We start from the raw sequence: 15,880 nt of genomic DNA on the forward strand, positions 1-15,880 counted from the left end.
CCTTTCACCAACGGCGGGCCCCAGTGCGGGACCGCGGCTGCACCGCGCCCCTGCTCGGCGCTGACGTTGGCCAACCTGGACGACCAGGCCGACCAACGGGCCGGGCGATCGCTACTGTCGCGCCTCTTGCTCGGGCAGGTCCTGCCACCACCGGCGCAGAGCCTCGAGGTCAAAACGAGGGCGCTCGCCCTCGGCCAGGTCCTGCACGCGCCGACCATCGACGGTGAGCGGCATCTGCGCTGGCTCACGTTGGCGGCGCTGACGCACCTTGGCCGGATCCACTCCCATCACCTTGGCGAAACCGGTCAGCGTCACCCCCTGGTGCTGGCTGATGCGGTGGCCCACACGGCTGCCCGGCCGAGAAGGCCACCACCGGTGCAGATCGGAGAAGACGAACGTGGCCGACTCTCCCTTGGCCAGGTCCTGCACGCGCCGGCCGTCAGCAGTGCGGGGCATCTGCTCGGGGTGCAGGCGCCGGTACTGGCCCACGTTCCCGCGGTCTTCGCCGATGATGGCCGCGAAGCGGCCCAGCGTGACCTCCTCGGCCGGATCCACCCCCAGCTCCTGCGGTGAGGGCAAAGGCGCGTGCCCCTGGGGCTCGAAAGGGGCCAGCTTGTCGGGGGCATACAACCGCATCCGCGTCGTAGTCGCCGGGCGAGCGTCCCACCAGTCCAGCAGAGCGCGCACGGTGCGGTGTCCTTCGGAGAGCCACGCAGTGCGCTCTACGGTGGGGGGCAACGGTTCGGTGTGAGCCCTCACCACGCTCAGGACGGACTCGTGTGCGACTCCGATCAGGCGGGCGAACTCCTCCAGGGTGACCGCCCGCAGGGGGTCCACCCCCGCGGGCAGGGGCGTGGCCCGCCGTCTCTTGGGAACCATCCGGTACTGGCCGGGCTCAGGGCCGGGGAAGCCTTCCTGCGCTGCGAGTTCCCAAGCGTATTTCTGGCTGTAACCGCACCGCTGGGCCCACTCGGCCAGCGTGAGCAGCTCCGCGGCGCCGGCGGCGGCCGGCGCGGGTTCGTTGCGGTCCATGGTGTGCGTTCTCCTCGCCGCGGTTACTATGTGTCCATCAGTTTGCGGTGGTGCGGCCCCCTCGCGTGGCCCCGCCGGCCGGAAACGGATGTATCAAGACCGGCCCGGATAGGCCAACCCGTTTCGGCGGGACCCGCAAGGGTGTCCGGGCCGGTCTCTTTTTGTACCCCGACCCAGGTCAGCGAGCGCCCTGGGCGGCATTGTGCAGCATCTGCGGGGACTGGCAGGAATCCACCGACCGGTACCGGCTCCGCACCGTGTCAGGCCTCCAGTTCGGTGCCGCAGGCATCCTCTGGGGGGCGGCCGGTTCCGGCTGGGAGCACGCGGGCCAGGCCCCCGGGGGCCTGGCCCGCGGAGCCGGTGCGAGTCAGAACCGCGCGGGTCGATCAGCTTGGGTGTTGATCACTGCGACCGCGGCCAGGATGTCCACGACGGCACTGAACGTCTCATCCTGCTCGCCCAGGGGATGATCGTCGGAGTTGTACACGTCGCACTGGCGGAGCGTTCGATCGCACACCCGCACCACCGACAGTCCGCTGTGGCCACGGACCGTTCGTCCCAGACCGTTTCCGGTGGAGTCAGTGATCACCAGGCGCGTGCCATCCCCCAGGTTGATGCTCACACCCTCACCTCCTGAGCCCAGAGCGCGCAGGGAGCAGTCAAAGCCCTTGTCACGCAGCACCTTCAACAGCACGGCACCTACCCGCTCGTGCTCCAACTCCTCGAACTGGCGGACCAGGCCGGTGGCGCCGGTGACCGGCGCTGCTGTGACGGTCTCCGTCAGGGGCAGGCGGGACTCCTCGCGGATCGCGTGGACCGCCGCCTGTACCTCCTGGATGTTGTCGTCGCTGCGGGACTCATAGACCACTCGCTCCTGTGAGGGGTCGTGGTTGGCGTAGCGCTTGACCAACAGCCCGGCCTTGGCGGTCACCGGGTAGGTGATCTGGGAATCCTGGGAGTCCGCGATCATCACGTGCGTGCCGTCTGCGAGGTCGACCACGATGCCGTCAGCGCACCCTCCCCGGCTCTCGACTGCCCCGGGCAGGCCTTCCTTGGCCAGGGCGTGCAGGAGCAGGTCGCTGATCTCAGCGTCCGGCAACGGCCGAGTGACCTCGGCGGCCAGGATGCGGGCGAGCCGATCGATATCGGCTCGGGCCTGGTGGACCAGGCCCTCACAGGGCGTGGGCGTCTCATAGACCTGGGTCAGGTGGTCGGGGTCGGCGTTGAAGTCGCTCGGCGGGTGGGCCGGATCGTAGCGCAGGGGGTAGCGGTAGGCGGCCACGCCCTGGTACTCGGTGAGCGCGATGTCGAGCTGGCCGCCGTAGGGGTTGCTGACCACTACGGCGGAGCCGTCACAGGCCTTGACCTGGATGCACGGGGTCCGTGTCAGGTCAATGCTTCGCGGGGCGAGGCCGTGGCGTGTGAGTGCGGCGGTGAGTGTCTGGTGCAGGTTGGCGGCTGAGCTGTTCATGGTGTCCTCGTCCTGGGTCGGGATGGGGCCGCCCTGCGAAGCAGCAGGGCGGCCCGGTGCGGAGTCGCAGCAGAGCGGTGGGACTCATCTGCCAGTAGTCACAGATGAGCTTCAGGTCCTGGGCCCAGTGGGTGGTGGTCTCAGACAAGGCCGAGGGCCGGTCGGCCCCGCTTGTGCGGGACCGACCGGCGGGCCTGGGCGGCCTGGGAGGTGGGCTAGAACGGTGCGCTGTCGTGGATAGACCGGCGGCGGGCCTCGTAGGCCTCGGGCATCTGGGCGCGGTCAGCGAGATCGAACGCGGCGTCGTCGTCCTCGCCGGTGATGATGGCCTGGCGCAGCATCGCGGCGGCGGCGTCGTCGTAGCCGCCTTCGGCCAGGGGGGAGCCCTGGGCGCGGTCAGCGATCAGACCGCACAGCACCGACTGGCACACGCGGGTGAACAGCCAGTACTCGGGGTCCTCACCCGTCGTGGACAGGGTGAGCTGGTGGATGGTGCGGTAGAGCATCACGCCGAGTGTGGACGTGGGCTGGCGGCGCATCTCGGCTGTGAGCTGTTCCTGGTGTCGGTTCAGGGCCTCGTGCAGGTCCACGGCGTCTGGCGGCATGGACCAGTCGCCGCCGCCGGGCTGGACCTGTAGGGCCACCATCCATCCCAGGTGAGTGAGCCAGTGGTGCTTACGCGGGTAGGTGCCCGTGTTCATCGTCAGTGCGAACACGCACTTGGACTGGGCGAGGGACTTGCTGATGGGGAGGGGAGTGGTGGGCCATCCTCCCTGGTCGGTGTGGACCAGCTCGCCCAGGAAGGGTGAGCGGGCCGCTTGGACCACCGTGGCCAGGTCCTCGGGGGACAGGGCGCGCACGGCGTCGCGCACTTGGGCGTGGTCAAGACCCAGGCTGTGGAGCCATTGGGTCGTGGTCTGCGTCAGCATCATGTGGGAGTACTCCCTGTTCGGAGACGGATGTATCGGCGTTGATGGGAGAAGGCCAATTCTCCGCGTCAACACTCCATATAATAACACACAATTGTTCGGCTGAGTTAGATGCCGTGGCGCTTGTGGTGGTCCTCGGTGAAGATCTGTGCGGCCTCCTGCGGGCTGGAAGCGCTCACGACGTCGGTACACACCACCGCCCCGTGCCCCTCCTCGTCGTCGTACTCGCTCATCACCAGCGCCCGCGTCATCATGACCACGGTCGGCTCATCACCGGGCGAGCCGTCGCACACGGCGAAGACGCTGTACTCGCGCCGGGGCGCGGGCGGGCGGTGCATCAGCTCGACCACCTGGTCATAGCTGGACGCCGTGGCCAGGTCCGCTTGGTGGCTGGCTGCGGCCTCGGCCCGCTCCAACAGGATCCGCTCCCGGGCGATGCGCTCACGGATGGTCTGCTGTTCGGCCACAGCCTCCCGGTAGCGGCGCGCGGCCAACGCGCGGACAGCCCCCGCGCGCAGCTGGGGCGCCTCGGGCAGCCGGTCCCAGTGCTGGACCAGAGCGTGCACCAGCACGGCGAGCTTGGCGGCGGTCTTGTCCGGCGCCTCCTCGGTTTGGTAGGGGCCTCGGGGCCGGCGGGCCGGGAAGTACTTCGGAACTGCGCGGTGCGGGTCCAGCGAGCAGGCCCCGACCAGGGTGACGCGGTTGATCACCGGCAGGTCCTGGCGCTGATCCTGGGGCGTGTAGCGGGGCCCGCGCCCATAGGTGACCTGCACGTGACGGCACGGCCGGGGGCGGCCCCATTCGTCGTGCCCGCACAGGTGGCACATCAGGTTCGCGCACAGTTCGAACGCCCCCACCCCTTGGACCTGGTAGGTCGTGCGCGCGCCCTGGTTCCAGTCGGTGGTGTAGGTGGCCTGGTAGGTCTTGCCGGGCACCAGCACCTCGGCCCGGCCCGCTCCGGCTCCCTCGGGGGCGGGCAGGGGCGGTGTCTGCTCGGGGATCTGGGGGGCGTTGTAGGCGTTGACCGCGCTGGCCAGGTGGCCACTCGGCATCTCGTCGTAGTCCTGCACTGCTTTGTCCTTCCTGGTGGGGGTGTGGGGCCCGGCCGGGCCCCACACCGATACACAAGCCACGCGCTGCTCAGGCCTCGTGCCCGGCCTGGGGGTCGGCGGCGCGCCCGTGACGCCGCCCGGCCTCGGCCGCCTGCTGGTGGCGCACGCCCTGTCCGCGCACCGTGCGCACCCGGGGACCGAACTTGCGGGCGTAGGCGCGCTGGACCTTCTTGCGGTCGGCGGCCAACACCACCCCGGCCGCCCGGCCGGTCTCGCCCTCGTCGGTGATCCGCCGGTTCCCGGCGCGGATACGTTCGGCCAGACCGAAGCCGAAGGCGCGCACGTAGTCCTCGCGCCACGTCTTGGCCTGGCTGTCGCTGGCGCCGCCCAGATGCTCGGCGCGCCAGCGGCGGCACTCGGCTACAGAGCGCTGGTGCATCTGCTCCAGCACCACCGGCACCAGTTGCTGAATCAGTTCCATGGCGGCCTCGGTGGCCACCACGGTGAAGCGGTAGCCGCCCGCGCTCTTGGCCTTGCCGCGCACCGACATGCCCCCGCAGGCGTCGATGACGTAAGCCAGCGCCGCCGCGCACGCTGCGCCGCGCCCGCCGGTGTCGGGGATGTGGGTCTCCCACCAACGAACGCCGGTGTCATCGGTGCCCGGCGTGCGGGTGGTGCGCCCCTGGGCCTGGTCGTCGGCGAGGTGGTAGCGGGTGCGCAGCTCGGCCACTTTGGCCAGATACGTCTGGGCCAATGTGGGATCGGTCTTGGGGTGGCGTACGACCTCCAACAGGGCGTCGATCTTGCGGCGTACCTTCGCCTGGTCCACGTGTTCCTCCTGGTGTGTGCTGGGGGTGAGGGGCAGGGGCGCCCGCGCGGGCGCCCCTGCCCTGGGAGTGCTGGGCGGACTAGTCCTGCTCGCCCTCCTCGATCTGGCGCACCACCTCGGCCACGGCCTCCCTGGGGCTCGTGGCCTCCACCACCGGGGCCACCGGCTGCCACGGGCCCGAATTCGCGCCGTCGTCCACCACGTTTCCGGCGGCATCCACCACCGCGCCAACCAACAGCCGATCGCTGTCCATGTTCCGGTTGGCGTAGACGCTGTACTCGCCCCACACCGGGGCGCCGGGGCCGATCAGCGTCGCCGCCTGCTCGGCATCTTCGGTCTCCTGGATGCGGTACTGGTGCTGCTCGTTGGCCAGCGCCAGAACCAAATCCCGCCCGGCCTGCTCGAACCGGCGCCGGGCCTCATCCGCGCGCTTGGTGGCCCGGCGTGCCAGCCGAGGGGCCTGGGTACGGGCGTAGGCCGCTTTGACGTGGTCGATGTCGGGGCGCTGGCCCCAGTGCGTGGCCACGGCGGTGAGAATGTCGCGGGCCTGCTGCGGTGCACGCGACCAGTAGAAGAAGGCGCTGCCGCTGACGAAGGGGGACGGGTCACCGTTGGTGAAGGCGGTCACCGGGCCGCCGAACTCGTTCCCCTGGATGTGGGGGACGTCCGTGCGGTTCTCGGGGCGGGTGTGGGGGCCTCCGGTGCCCATGTGCACGTGCACGTGGTTGCAGGGCACTACCCGGCCGTGCGGGTCGCTCCACCACTCCGGGCATTCCAGCACCGGAACCAAGGTGAAGGTGCCGACACCCTCGACCTGGTAAGCGGTGTATCCGCGCTTCCAGTTCGTGTGCACGCGGGCGCTTAGGTGAGCGGCGGGCTCGGGCAACTGGACGACATCAGCATCAGACATGGTTACTCCAAGTGGTCATTGGGGGCCGTGCGGGGACACAGCCGGTGTCCGGGGGTGCACCCCGGGGCGCGGGCTTGGTGCTCACGCGCCCCGGGGCGAAGGCCGTCAGTGCGGCAGGAAGACGACCTGTTCGAGTGCGTCCCAGATCGGGTGGGGGTCGAACCCCTCGGGCAGCTCCTCGACCAGGCGCCACCACTCGGCCGGGGGCACCGGCTGTGTGGGCGCTTCGGGGATGCCCCGGCATCCGGCCTCGCACAGGACCTGGGCGGGGCGTGCGCAGGCCGCGCACGCGGTGACCTTGGCGGTCTGGCCGACGTCCCAGACCTTGACCACGGTCGCGCCGGTCTCGCCCCGGTAGCGCTCCCACTCCTGCTGGGGCTCCTCCGGCTCCGGGGTCTGCTGTTCGTGGGGCGGCCGCAGGTCGGGGGCGAGCACGTCGGCGCTGCCCGGAGCTCCCCAGGTGTTCCCGCCGCCAGAGGCGCGGGTGACGGCCAGCAGACCTAGTCCGCGCTGGCCTCCCACGATGGTGCGGCCGTAGCGGGACCAGGTGCCGCTTCCGGCCAGGCTGGTCGCCTCGGGGTACTGCGCCAGAGCCAGGACCCGGTTACGGGCGGTGTAGCGGCCGAGGTGGTCGGCGTCGGAGACCAGGCGTTCCCACGCCTGGGGGGTCGTCAGTGAGCACAGCTGTTCCTGCAACAGGCGCTTGAGCTGCGCAGGGGTCATCTGGACACGCGCCATAGGGCGCACTCCCATCAATCGGAAGACGGATGTATCGGCGTTGACGGGAGAAGGCCAATTCTCCGCGTCAACACTCCTTATACTAACACACATTTAGTTGGCTCGTGCCGCATCACGCGAGATGAGTTCGGAACCGTTTCGGGGTGCCCGGTTCGCAAAGGTGACCCAGGGGAGTCACGCCTCCGAGGTCGAATGGCCGGCAGTGCCCCGCGGGGCCCATGTGGCCCGCCCTTGGTCGCGCCTGCGGCGCTCACCCCGCACTTCACCGGCGCGTCTGCGTGCGAAGATCTCGGCAGCCCTTGACCTGTCGCGTTGCCTGCTTCAACCCCCAAAGAGTCAGGCAGGGGGGCTACCGGATGGGGCCAAGGGGGTCATGTGGCGACGAAGATTCACCCATGGGCTAGTGGTGCACCACCGACGGCAGGCGTGTGTTAGTATAAGGAGTGTTGACGCGGAGAATTGGCCTTCTCCCGTCAACGCCGATACATCCGTCTTCCGGAGAGAGAATCCGATGGCAACTGAGCCGATCATCGCCCGCGTACGCAAGATCATCACCTTGGCCGAAAGGGCCTCAACCCCGGCAGAAGCCGAACAGGCCTGGGACAAGGCCTATCGCCTGATGGCTCAGCACAACATCAACGAAGCCGAGATCGAACAGGCCGCGCCTGAAAGCTCCGAGCCGGTAAGGGTCGATGTGCCGATCCACGGCCCCTACCCGCTGCCCAAAATCAGGCTGCTGGGATCGCTGATGACCACTCTGGGCGGCAGGGCCATCCGCAACACCACGCGGGCCAGGGACAACGGCAAGACCACCACGACCTACACCGTCGCGCTGTACGGATTCCCCAACGACATCGCCTTGGTACAGCTGCTGTTCTCCCGGCTCCTGCTGCAAATGCAGGCGGACCTGGCTGCGACACCGATTCCCGCAGGCGAGACGCCCCGCAGCTTCAAGGGCGGCTTCCTCGCCTCGTGGGGCCACACCGTCGCCAAGCGCTTCCACCAGCTGCACAACACCGAAGTCCACCAGGCCGAGAACACCTCGGGGGGCGGTGTGAGCCTGGTTCTGGCCGAACGCACCGATCGGGTACAGCGCCTGGTGGACGCCCAGTTCCCCAGGGTGGGCAAGGCACGCCGGTCTCGGTACCAGAGCAAGGCCGGAATTTTGGCGGGTCACCGTTCCGGCATGGAGGCCTCGCTGGGTGAGGACACCTCCCTGGATCAGACCTCGCGCGGCGCTCTCGATGGCCGAAGCTGAGTGATCGGTGGGGCGCCCACGCGGGCGCCCCACCTTCCCGTGCCTCCGCCCCTGGGCCAAGCGTGGGGTGGAAGGACCTTGAGGCGGGCAGCCCGAGCGTCTGGTAGTACCCGGGGGCTCACGCCCCCGGGACCCCCTGTTCCGGCCGGGAACCCGGCGCCGACCGGATGTGCGCCGGGCGGGCCAGGCAGGCGCCGGAACCCCGCCCGGGCCGACACCCGCGCCTCACCACCCCGCCAGCAGATGAGACTTAAATCACTCAAGGAAAGCCGAGGGGTCCTTAACACCACTGACCAGGTCAGCTAAGGTAAATCGTAGCTTGAACTTTCCCGGGCATTTCTATGTCCACAGCCACTACCACAGCGTTTTAGCTGGTCAGAGCGTTTCGCCCGACCAGTATCCGTAACGGCCCCGGCCCCTACACCGGGGCCGTTGGCGTACCCAACCCCTCCACAGGAAGGACCCCCGCCAACCGCTGGCCGACGCCGGCCACCACAGCACGCGCACACCACCAACCGAAGGCCGATCCACCACGGATCGGCCTTCGACGTATCCGCCCAGGGGGCGGCCCCGCCCGGCCGCGCCCTGTTCGTCATGCCATGAAAGGACTCACCGACGTGTCTGAACCCTCCACCGCTCGCCGCTGGCTGGTCCGACTGCGTTCCCTGGCCCTGGGTGCCGGGGGCCTGAGCGCTCTGCTGGCCGCCGGCCGGGCCCTGCTCGCTGGAGCCCCTCCCGCACCCGGCTGGGTGTGGGCCGCGGTCGTGGGGCTGGCCCTGGTGGGCCTGATCGGCGCACTCGCCCTGGCGGCTCTGCACGCCTGCTGGCCTTCGCAGTCCGCGCACCGCATGGAGCTGCTCCAGACGCTGTTGCGTCGCCGTAGCACCCCCTGACGCATCCGCTCTTTCCCGATGACGGCGGGGGCCGCCCCTCAGACGGGGCGGCCCCCGCCGCGGCATGTCCACACACAGAATCAGGAGAACTCGCCATGTCCAGCCACACCCCCCGCAAGCGCGTGCGCCCCTACTACCGCGCTGATGGCACCTACGTCCGCGGCCACTACCGTGCCCGCCCCGGCACGGGCACTCCCTCCTCCGCCAGCCGCACCTCCGGCTCAAGTTCGACCGGGTTCGGCGAGTTCATCGCCGGTTTCGTCTTGCTCATGATCGCGCTGGCCGTACTCGCGCAGATCGCGGGCTGACCACAGCCGGGGCCGCCCCAACTCACGCGGTTGGGGCGACTCCGCCTGACGCCCCCTGGTCACCGAGACCGTGCATGAGCTGCGGGCCACCCTGGAGTACGAGGGCGGAGTACTGCGCGAGGTCCAGCCCGTCCGTGGCCGGCCGGTACGCGCGGAAGGCTTCCGTCCAGGGCCCTGAACAGCGGCACCACCCAGGCAGAGTGAGGAAGCGTTCTCTCCCCCTGGCCCAGAGCCGGACCGCCCGAATGAGGCAGGAAGCTGATCCCGGGCCAGGGGTGAGGACCACCCACTCCCGCATTTGGTCACTGTGAGTAGTACTCCCTGCGGTTCGGCGGCGCGCGGCGCCGCGCCCGGCGCCGCGCGCCGCGGAGAGTCCCAGATCCCGCTCCTCCCTCACCCACACTGCGCGTGTTTTGTGCCTATTTCATAACCCATGCCCCTTTCCAAAGAGCCGCCCTCTTCGGTTTTGGCTACAGAGAGTAGGAATCTGGTCGGCTGCGTGCCTCGGGTGAGCGCTGTACGTTCACAGGTGTCCCCACGGGGCGAGCGACGGGGCCGGATCAGCTGGCGGCCTACGTGGGCCACACCAGGTGGCCCGGCCGCTTCCTTGGAGGACATGACGTGATGGATGTACGACTTGGGCTGATCCTGCTGACCGCCCTCGTGGCCGGTGCGATCGCGGCCGGTCTGCGGGTGGCCGATGGCGCGTCCTGGCCCTCGGGGCTGCTGACCGCCGGCGCGGCGGCGGGCGCCACGGTGGGTGTGCTCGTCCTGCTGATGGGAACCGGGCCGGGCGGGGCGGGGCGCTGACGTTTCCCGGACCGGGCTGTGGCCGCCGCGGTGGGCCACCCGCTGCACGTCGGCGCCCTGGGTGAGGGCGAACCTCCCTGCGCGCTGGATGCCCTCCGCCTGGCCGTACTCCACGGCCAGGCGGGCAACCCCGGCACTCTCCTGGAGGACGTTTTGGCGCTCAAGCCCACCTGTGGGCCTCTCGGGGCCCGCCCGCACTTCGCGGCCGTCCTCGACGTGAGTTGTAAGGGCCTTGAGCTGTCCGGCTGTGATCTACCCGAGTGCGTGGACGCGCTCGCGCAGACTGCGCGCCACCGACTGCTCGGAGAGGTCCTCCACCAGGGATCGCAGGCGCACCACGGTGTTCGCACGCAACGCCTCGACCGGGACCGCCTCCAGCAGCCTCTCGGCTCGTCCCACCGCGTCCTGGGCGCGGTGCTGGGCGGCCTCGGCCCGTGCGTGCACCGCCATGGCCGCCGCCCATCCGGGTGAGCCCACCCGTTTGTGCCCGGCCGAGGCGTGGGCGTGTCCCATGGCTGCGCCAGGGTCATGCTCGAGTAGGGCCTCGGCCACGTGCAACTCGAACTCGGCCCGGTCGAACCCGAACCGGCCCGGCTCGTCGTCGCAGGCGTCCATGTCCCGGCGCGCGCGGAGCACACTCTCGGTCAGAGCGCGGGTGTCTGCGAGCACGGCGAGGGGGCGCAGCCGGCACCAGGCCGTGATCTGGGCGCGGCGCAGGGGGGTGGTGGCGTACTGGGCTGCGTGGTCGGCGAGTTCGAGGGCCTCGGCCGGGCGCCCTTGGGCCAGGGTCACCATGGACTGAGCGCCCAGCGCCCACCCGGACAAACGCGTGTCCCCGGTCTGGTCTGCGAGGCGTGCGGCGGTGCCCAGGTGGATGAGCGCGCTCGCACCGTCGCCGGTGTGGTGGGCCAGATTGCCCAGCAGGGCCGAGAACCAGCCCAGGACCCTGCGGTGGTCGGTGCCGGGCTGAGACATCAGCAGGCTGCGACAGCGCGCCACCTCCGCGGCCATCACACGTGGTGGGAAGTCGCTGTAGCGGGTCTCGTAGAATCCGAGCGCTTGCTCGGCGAGGTCGGCCCCCGCGTCCGTGCCGTGCAGGCTGATGCTGTCGGCGACGGCGGTCAGCTCGGGGTACTCGGGGCGCATCGGGGGCTCCTGTCGCGGCTGCGGTATCCGCTGACCGTACCAACCGGGCCCGGTTCTGGGCAGGGGAACACCCAGCCGTGTCGGGTCGGTGCCGTACACCCGGGCCAGGGCGTGGAGGTAGTCCAGGCCAGGACGGGTCTGGCCGTGTTCCCACCGGCACAGCATCGCTGTGCTCAGCCCTGGCTCGGCCAGCCCGTCGGATCGATACACCTGCACCACGGCCTCGACCACATGGCGGCGCGACCACCCGTAGGCGAACCGCCAGGCCTCCAGGGGGGTGATGGGCAGGTCGCGGGTGATCTGGTCGTAGATAGCGGGGACGGGGGCGCCGAGGCGTTGGTGGTCGGCGCGGATCTGGGCGGCTTGGCGGGCGAACTGGGCGCGGGTGGCTCGACTGACTCGGCTAACCTTCACGTCCCTACTCCCAGGGGGTCGGGCCTGGAAATGTACCCGGGCAGGCGGGTGCGCAACATTGCCTGAAGAGTCAATGTGTCCTTCCCCGGTCGGCATTGAAGCGCTCACCCGTGGCAGCGTCTCCTGGAAGCACACCCCAGCGGGACCCCGCCCGCAGGGGGGAAGGAGACCAGGCTGATGACGGCAACTCTTGAGACCCCCACCACCACCCGTGACCCCCGACAGTTCGTGGATCCCCAGGTGTGGGACCGCCAGATCGCCCTCCTCGTGCGAGACCACCCCTGGGACACCGTCATGGCGGAGCGGTGCTTCGGCCAGGCCATCGCCTACCTGATCACCGCGATGGAGACGTGGGGGCAGGGCCTGGAGATCGGGTGCGGCCCCCTGGTGGACATGGCGGTGCACGCCTTCATCCTGGACACGGTGCACTACCGGCAGTTCTGCGCCACCCACTTCGACGGCAAGTTCCTCGAGCACGTGCCCGAGATCGAGTTCAAGTACGACGGATCGGTGACGCGCACCGCCGACCTCATCCAGGCCAACGGGTTCGTCATCGACCGGCCGCTGTGGGAGCGCGACGCACTGCGGTGCACGCCCTGCGCTCCGGGCAGCAACTGCCACTGACCCAGGCCACGGGGCCGGTACCCGCAAGGTACCGGCCCCGGTTGCGTGTTCGCCTGACGTGCGCGCAGGCGCATCGCTACCGTGAGACGGGTCCTGTCTCCCACATCACAAGGGCCCCGATCATGGTCAACACCGCCACGGACATCCCCACCTACTGGGACCGGTACGCCCAAGGCGTGGCCCCGCAACAAGACGCCGAGGCGCTCGCCGACGCCTTCGGGTGGACGCAGTACCCCCACCACGGGCCCGGCGTGGAACTGCTGGACGCGGCCGACTCGGCACTGGAGTTGGGGTGCGGTCGGGGCAACGCGGTCGCGGCACTGGCGCACCAGGGAGCGAAGGCCACCGGGGTGGATCTGTCGACGGTACAGATCGACCAGGCACGTCAGCGATGGGAGCCCCTGGGAGCCCAGTTCGTGCACGCGGATGCGGTGGAGTTCTTGACCGGCGCGGCCCAGCGTTGGGAGGCGATCTACTCGATCTGGGGTGCGGCCTGGTTCACCGACCCCGATGTGCTGTTCCCACTGGTACACGAGCGCTTGGAGCCCGGCGGCCGATTCGTGTTCTCCTGCGCGCCCGCGGTCCCCGGCTCCTACGGGGTGCAGGGCATGTACGGGGCAGGGTTCACCGGACGGCAGGTGTGGGTGTACCGGTGGGCCTATGAGACCGGGGTGTGGGAGGACATCTTGACCAGGCACGGGTTCACTCAGGTACAGGTGTGGGAAGAGCCAGCTCCCGAAGCCGACCACGTGGGTACGGTGATGGGCATCGCTCACCGGTCAGGGTGAGAGGGGTCGTTCGCCATCCTCGATAGATGACGGCGGCTCTGACCCTGCTCGGTTCGACCCTGCTCCTGGTGGCATCGAACGCCGAGATCGCTGGGCCCCGGCGGCGGGGGAGTGGTGGTCACCGGAACCAGGTGAGCAGAACCCGCGGGCCGTCCTGGTGCACCAGGACGGCCCGCGGTGTTGTCTCCGCTACTCGTCCTGCTCGGCGGCCTCTTCGGCGATGTTCAGCATGTGCTGGGAGACATCGACCATGGCGGCCACGGTCTCCCAACCGTGCAAGGTGGCGGGGTCGTGACCGTTGCGCTTGGTCTGCTCCCAGTACACCAGCGTGCTGCGGTGGATCTCCTCCCACGCCTGCTCGTGGACGGCCCTGCGATCCGCAGGAAGTTTGGTGAGGATCTTGCGGTAGTGCTCGGCGAACTCCTCGGCCAGCGTCTGGAACGTGACCTGGGGGTTGTCGGTGCGGGTCTCCTCGTCCACTTCGATTTTCAGCGGCTGGTCGTCGGGGTCGGGGGTGAGGTTGCGCAGGTCGTTGCTGAGGCCGGACACGGGGGGTTCCTCCCGGGGTCGGGGTCGTGGTCGCCGCCCATCATCGCAGCGGGTCCGGTCCTGCGGGCGGAAATCTGGGCGTTGCCTGTTGCCTGCCATGGTGGGCACGGGCAACACCTGGCCCGGCCGGGGCGCCGGTCGCCACGCTGGCGGCATGACTTCAACTCCTCTTCCTCGGCTCCGAATGCTCTCCTTCGGCTACGCGCACGGTGCGCCCCCGTCCGGGATGTGGCTGGTGTGGGACCTGCGCGCCCTCCTGGTCGATCCGGCCCACACGCTCGATGACCTCCAACGCCAGCGAACCGGCCTTGATCCGGTGATCGCGGCGCACGTGGTGACCACGCCCGGCGCGCTGGAGGTGGCCGCGGCCACGGTGGCGGCCCTCAACGTGCTGCGGCGCCGGGTCGGCGGCGGCCCGGCGGTGATCGGCTGGGGGTGTACGGGCGGTCGGCATCGTTCGGTGGCCATGGCCGAACACCTGGCGGTCGCCGCGCAGGTAGCGGGGTGGGTGGTCAACGTCGCCCATCGGGACCTGCACCGGCCGGTCCTGGCCAGCTGAGGCGAACCCGCTGCGCGGCGGGCGTGGGCGCTCTACCGTGGCCCCATGACTGAACCTCGCACCACCGTGCTGCCGCTGGTGGACGACCAGGCGGCGGCCGCGCTGCACTCCTACCTCAACCACGCCCGACAGGGGGCCGAACTGGCGGCCGCGCTCGCCCCGGCGGGAGAGACCGACCCGGCCGAACGCGGGCGGCTCCTGGACGACGCGGCGGCGACGCTGGACGCGGTGGGCCCGGCGGGGGTACCGGGGGAGGTGGTGGAGTCCGCCGGACGGTACTGGGCCGGGCGGGTGGCGGACCTGGGCCGCGCCCTGGCCGCGGAGGACGACGCCTCGTCGGCCGCCGACCTGCGTACGGATCTGGAGATCGCACAGGACCACCACCAGACCCTGGAGCGCCTCCGCTCGACCTGACCGCGCCTCATTTCCGGTCGGAAATCTTCAACCGGTGCCGATCCGGCCGGTCGGCGGCCGCGTAGGCTTCGACCCATGACCTCGTCCGACACTTCCGGCGCCCTGGTGCCCCTCGCCGAGCACATCACCACCGGCCCCAGGCCGGAACAGGGCCCCGGCCTGGTCGACCAGGTCCGCGCCGCGTGGCTGCTCGCGCAGCCCTCCGAGCACACCCGGCAGGCGTACGCCCGGGACTTCGACACGTGGCGGGGGTTCCTCGACAGCCTGGGTGTGGAAGTGCTGGCGGCCCGGCGCACCCACGTGGACGCCTGGGCGCGCGTGCGGGAGGCATCCCGGGACGCCCCGGCCACGCTCGCCCGGCGTCTGGCTGCCGTCTCGGCGTTCTACAGCTACGCGGCTGCCTACGTGGACGAACACGCCCTGGGCGTGGACGTGACCAACCCGGTCGCCCTGGTGCGCCGACCCCGGCGCGACGCCGGGTCGAGTACGCGGGCGCTCACTGCGCAGGAGTATGCGCGCCTGCTGGCGGCGGCCGCGGACGAACCGCCGGTATGGGGCTCGCGCGACGCCGCGGTGGTGGCCGTGCTCGGCCTGGGCGGTTTCCGGGTCTCGACCCTGACCGGGATGTGCGTGTCCGACCTGGGGGTCCAGGGCGCGCACCGCACGATCGCCTACCGGGTCAAAGGCGGGCGCCGCAAAACGGCGCCGCTCGCGTCGGTGACCCTGGTGTACCTGCAATCCCATCTGGACGCGCGCCAGGCCCTGGGCGAGTTCCTGCCCGGGGAACCGCTCATCCTCGCGGCCGACGGCGGGCGGCTCGACCGCCACCAGGTGAACAGACTCCTGGTGCGGTGCGCGCGCCGCGCTGGCCTGGCCGATCCGGACGGGGTCCACGCGCACGTGCTGCGGGCCACGTACCTGACCGTGGGAGAGGAGGCCGGGATCTCGCTGCGCGACCTCCAGCAAGGCGCGGACCACCAGGACCCGCGCACCACGGAGGGCTACATCAAAAGGGGCCGGCGCCTCGATCAGTCCCCCACCTACCGGTTGGCGAACCACATCCTCGGCTCCGAGTGACCAAACGTCCACCAGGTGCCCGCTGAGCAGCACACCCACGCGGCACATTGCATCACACGCAGCCCTCGGAGTTCGCGCG

The 15,880-nt window shown here is 70.3% G+C and carries 18 protein-coding genes; 9 read left to right on the plus strand and 9 right to left on the minus strand.

All coding sequences use genetic code 11. The features are described 5' to 3' along the window. Nucleotides 1-111: 111 nt before the first annotated feature. The 7 genes from NE857_RS34075 to NE857_RS34105 form a co-directional block, all read right to left on the minus strand. The gene (locus NE857_RS34075; RefSeq protein ID WP_254422216.1) at nucleotides 112-1,032 is read right to left on the minus strand and encodes a hypothetical protein; all 921 of its coding nucleotides are present in this window, start codon (nucleotides 1,030-1,032) and stop codon (nucleotides 112-114) included. 367 nt (nucleotides 1,033-1,399) lie between these two features. After that, complete coding sequence (locus NE857_RS34080; protein WP_254422217.1) at nucleotides 1,400-2,503, minus strand: hypothetical protein; 1,104 nt, start codon at nucleotides 2,501-2,503, stop codon at nucleotides 1,400-1,402. A 215-nt stretch (nucleotides 2,504-2,718) separates the two neighbouring features. Continuing rightward, entirely contained in the window at nucleotides 2,719-3,435 is a 717-nt protein-coding gene (locus NE857_RS34085) for a hypothetical protein (RefSeq protein ID WP_254422218.1), read from the minus strand. A gap of 104 nt (nucleotides 3,436-3,539) precedes the next feature. Next, nucleotides 3,540-4,502 (minus strand): hypothetical protein, encoded by a 963-nt coding sequence (locus NE857_RS34090; protein ID WP_254422219.1) that lies wholly within the window; start codon nucleotides 4,500-4,502, stop codon nucleotides 3,540-3,542. A gap of 70 nt (nucleotides 4,503-4,572) precedes the next feature. Next, nucleotides 4,573-5,313, minus strand: a complete 741-nt coding sequence (locus NE857_RS34095) for a hypothetical protein (protein WP_254422220.1) — start codon at nucleotides 5,311-5,313, stop codon at nucleotides 4,573-4,575. Nucleotides 5,314-5,392: 79 nt separating this feature from the next. Beyond that, nucleotides 5,393-6,223: a hypothetical protein gene (locus NE857_RS34100; RefSeq protein ID WP_254422221.1), complete on the minus strand. Its 831-nt coding sequence runs from the start codon at nucleotides 6,221-6,223 to the stop codon at nucleotides 5,393-5,395. 105 nt (nucleotides 6,224-6,328) lie between these two features. Then, nucleotides 6,329-6,961: a hypothetical protein gene (locus NE857_RS34105; protein WP_254422222.1), complete on the minus strand. Its 633-nt coding sequence runs from the start codon at nucleotides 6,959-6,961 to the stop codon at nucleotides 6,329-6,331. A 511-nt stretch (nucleotides 6,962-7,472) separates the two neighbouring features. On the opposite strand from NE857_RS34105, the gene NE857_RS34110 reads away from it, so the two are divergent. From NE857_RS34110 to NE857_RS34125, 4 genes are all read left to right on the plus strand, one after another. Then, nucleotides 7,473-8,219, plus strand: a complete 747-nt coding sequence (locus NE857_RS34110; RefSeq protein WP_254422223.1) for a DUF2786 domain-containing protein — start codon at nucleotides 7,473-7,475, stop codon at nucleotides 8,217-8,219. 617 nt (nucleotides 8,220-8,836) lie between these two features. Continuing rightward, the gene (locus NE857_RS34115; protein ID WP_254422224.1) at nucleotides 8,837-9,112 is read left to right on the plus strand and encodes a hypothetical protein; all 276 of its coding nucleotides are present in this window, start codon (nucleotides 8,837-8,839) and stop codon (nucleotides 9,110-9,112) included. A 95-nt stretch (nucleotides 9,113-9,207) separates the two neighbouring features. Beyond that, nucleotides 9,208-9,420 (plus strand): hypothetical protein, encoded by a 213-nt coding sequence (locus NE857_RS34120; protein WP_254422225.1) that lies wholly within the window; start codon nucleotides 9,208-9,210, stop codon nucleotides 9,418-9,420. A gap of 624 nt (nucleotides 9,421-10,044) precedes the next feature. Continuing rightward, entirely contained in the window at nucleotides 10,045-10,230 is a 186-nt protein-coding gene (locus NE857_RS34125; protein ID WP_254422226.1) for a hypothetical protein, read from the plus strand. 252 nt (nucleotides 10,231-10,482) lie between these two features. Here the strand turns inward: NE857_RS34125 and NE857_RS34130 are convergent, their stop codons facing one another. Further along, nucleotides 10,483-11,790 (minus strand): XRE family transcriptional regulator, encoded by a 1,308-nt coding sequence (locus NE857_RS34130; protein WP_254422227.1) that lies wholly within the window; start codon nucleotides 11,788-11,790, stop codon nucleotides 10,483-10,485. A gap of 177 nt (nucleotides 11,791-11,967) precedes the next feature. On the opposite strand from NE857_RS34130, the gene NE857_RS34135 reads away from it, so the two are divergent. Further along, nucleotides 11,968-12,414 carry a glycine-rich domain-containing protein gene (locus NE857_RS34135; protein WP_254422228.1) on the plus strand — a complete coding sequence of 149 codons (447 nt, stop codon included), beginning with the start codon at nucleotides 11,968-11,970 and terminating at the stop codon, nucleotides 12,412-12,414. Between the two features lie 122 nt (nucleotides 12,415-12,536). Then, complete coding sequence (locus tag NE857_RS34140; RefSeq protein ID WP_254422229.1) at nucleotides 12,537-13,202, plus strand: class I SAM-dependent methyltransferase; 666 nt, start codon at nucleotides 12,537-12,539, stop codon at nucleotides 13,200-13,202. Nucleotides 13,203-13,391: 189 nt separating this feature from the next. Here the strand turns inward: NE857_RS34140 and NE857_RS34145 are convergent, their stop codons facing one another. Next, nucleotides 13,392-13,751 (minus strand): hypothetical protein, encoded by a 360-nt coding sequence (locus NE857_RS34145; RefSeq protein ID WP_254422230.1) that lies wholly within the window; start codon nucleotides 13,749-13,751, stop codon nucleotides 13,392-13,394. Between the two features lie 154 nt (nucleotides 13,752-13,905). Between NE857_RS34145 and NE857_RS34150 the strand changes: the two genes are divergently transcribed. The 3 genes from NE857_RS34150 (at nucleotide 13,906) to NE857_RS34160 (ending at nucleotide 15,801) form a co-directional block, all read left to right on the plus strand. Beyond that, a complete protein-coding gene (locus NE857_RS34150) occupies nucleotides 13,906-14,310 on the plus strand; it encodes a RapZ C-terminal domain-containing protein (RefSeq protein WP_254422231.1) in 405 nt (134 codons plus the stop codon). 45 nt (nucleotides 14,311-14,355) lie between these two features. Continuing rightward, nucleotides 14,356-14,724 carry a hypothetical protein gene (locus NE857_RS34155; protein ID WP_254422232.1) on the plus strand — a complete coding sequence of 123 codons (369 nt, stop codon included), beginning with the start codon at nucleotides 14,356-14,358 and terminating at the stop codon, nucleotides 14,722-14,724. Nucleotides 14,725-14,799: 75 nt separating this feature from the next. Further along, the gene (locus NE857_RS34160) at nucleotides 14,800-15,801 is read left to right on the plus strand and encodes a tyrosine-type recombinase/integrase (protein ID WP_254422233.1); all 1,002 of its coding nucleotides are present in this window, start codon (nucleotides 14,800-14,802) and stop codon (nucleotides 15,799-15,801) included. Nucleotides 15,802-15,880: the final 79 nt, after the last annotated feature.

It is taken from the genome of Nocardiopsis exhalans, assembly GCF_024134545.1.
GTDB lineage: Bacteria > Actinomycetota > Actinomycetes > Streptosporangiales > Streptosporangiaceae > Nocardiopsis > Nocardiopsis exhalans.

Bases quoted from the DNA above. Each gene is read 5' to 3' on its own strand.
- NE857_RS34105 (WP_254422222.1), bottom strand. From the start codon at position 6,961: ATGGCGCGTGTCCAGATGACCCCTGCGCAGCTCAAGCGCCTGTTGCAG.
- NE857_RS34140 (WP_254422229.1), top strand. From the start codon at position 12,537: ATGGTCAACACCGCCACGGACATCCCCACCTACTGGGACCGGTACGCC.
- NE857_RS34110 (WP_254422223.1), top strand. From the start codon at position 7,473: ATGGCAACTGAGCCGATCATCGCCCGCGTACGCAAGATCATCACCTTG.
- NE857_RS34125 (WP_254422226.1), top strand. From the start codon at position 10,045: ATGGATGTACGACTTGGGCTGATCCTGCTGACCGCCCTCGTGGCCGGT.
- NE857_RS34085 (WP_254422218.1), bottom strand. From the start codon at position 3,435: ATGATGCTGACGCAGACCACGACCCAATGGCTCCACAGCCTGGGTCTT.
- NE857_RS34150 (WP_254422231.1), top strand. From the start codon at position 13,906: ATGACTTCAACTCCTCTTCCTCGGCTCCGAATGCTCTCCTTCGGCTAC.
- NE857_RS34120 (WP_254422225.1), top strand. From the start codon at position 9,208: ATGTCCAGCCACACCCCCCGCAAGCGCGTGCGCCCCTACTACCGCGCT.
- NE857_RS34160 (WP_254422233.1), top strand. From the start codon at position 14,800: ATGACCTCGTCCGACACTTCCGGCGCCCTGGTGCCCCTCGCCGAGCAC.
- NE857_RS34155 (WP_254422232.1), top strand. From the start codon at position 14,356: ATGACTGAACCTCGCACCACCGTGCTGCCGCTGGTGGACGACCAGGCG.
- NE857_RS34135 (WP_254422228.1), top strand. From the start codon at position 11,968: ATGACGGCAACTCTTGAGACCCCCACCACCACCCGTGACCCCCGACAG.
- NE857_RS34080 (WP_254422217.1), bottom strand. From the start codon at position 2,503: ATGAACAGCTCAGCCGCCAACCTGCACCAGACACTCACCGCCGCACTC.
- NE857_RS34100 (WP_254422221.1), bottom strand. From the start codon at position 6,223: ATGTCTGATGCTGATGTCGTCCAGTTGCCCGAGCCCGCCGCTCACCTA.
- NE857_RS34075 (WP_254422216.1), bottom strand. From the start codon at position 1,032: ATGGACCGCAACGAACCCGCGCCGGCCGCCGCCGGCGCCGCGGAGCTG.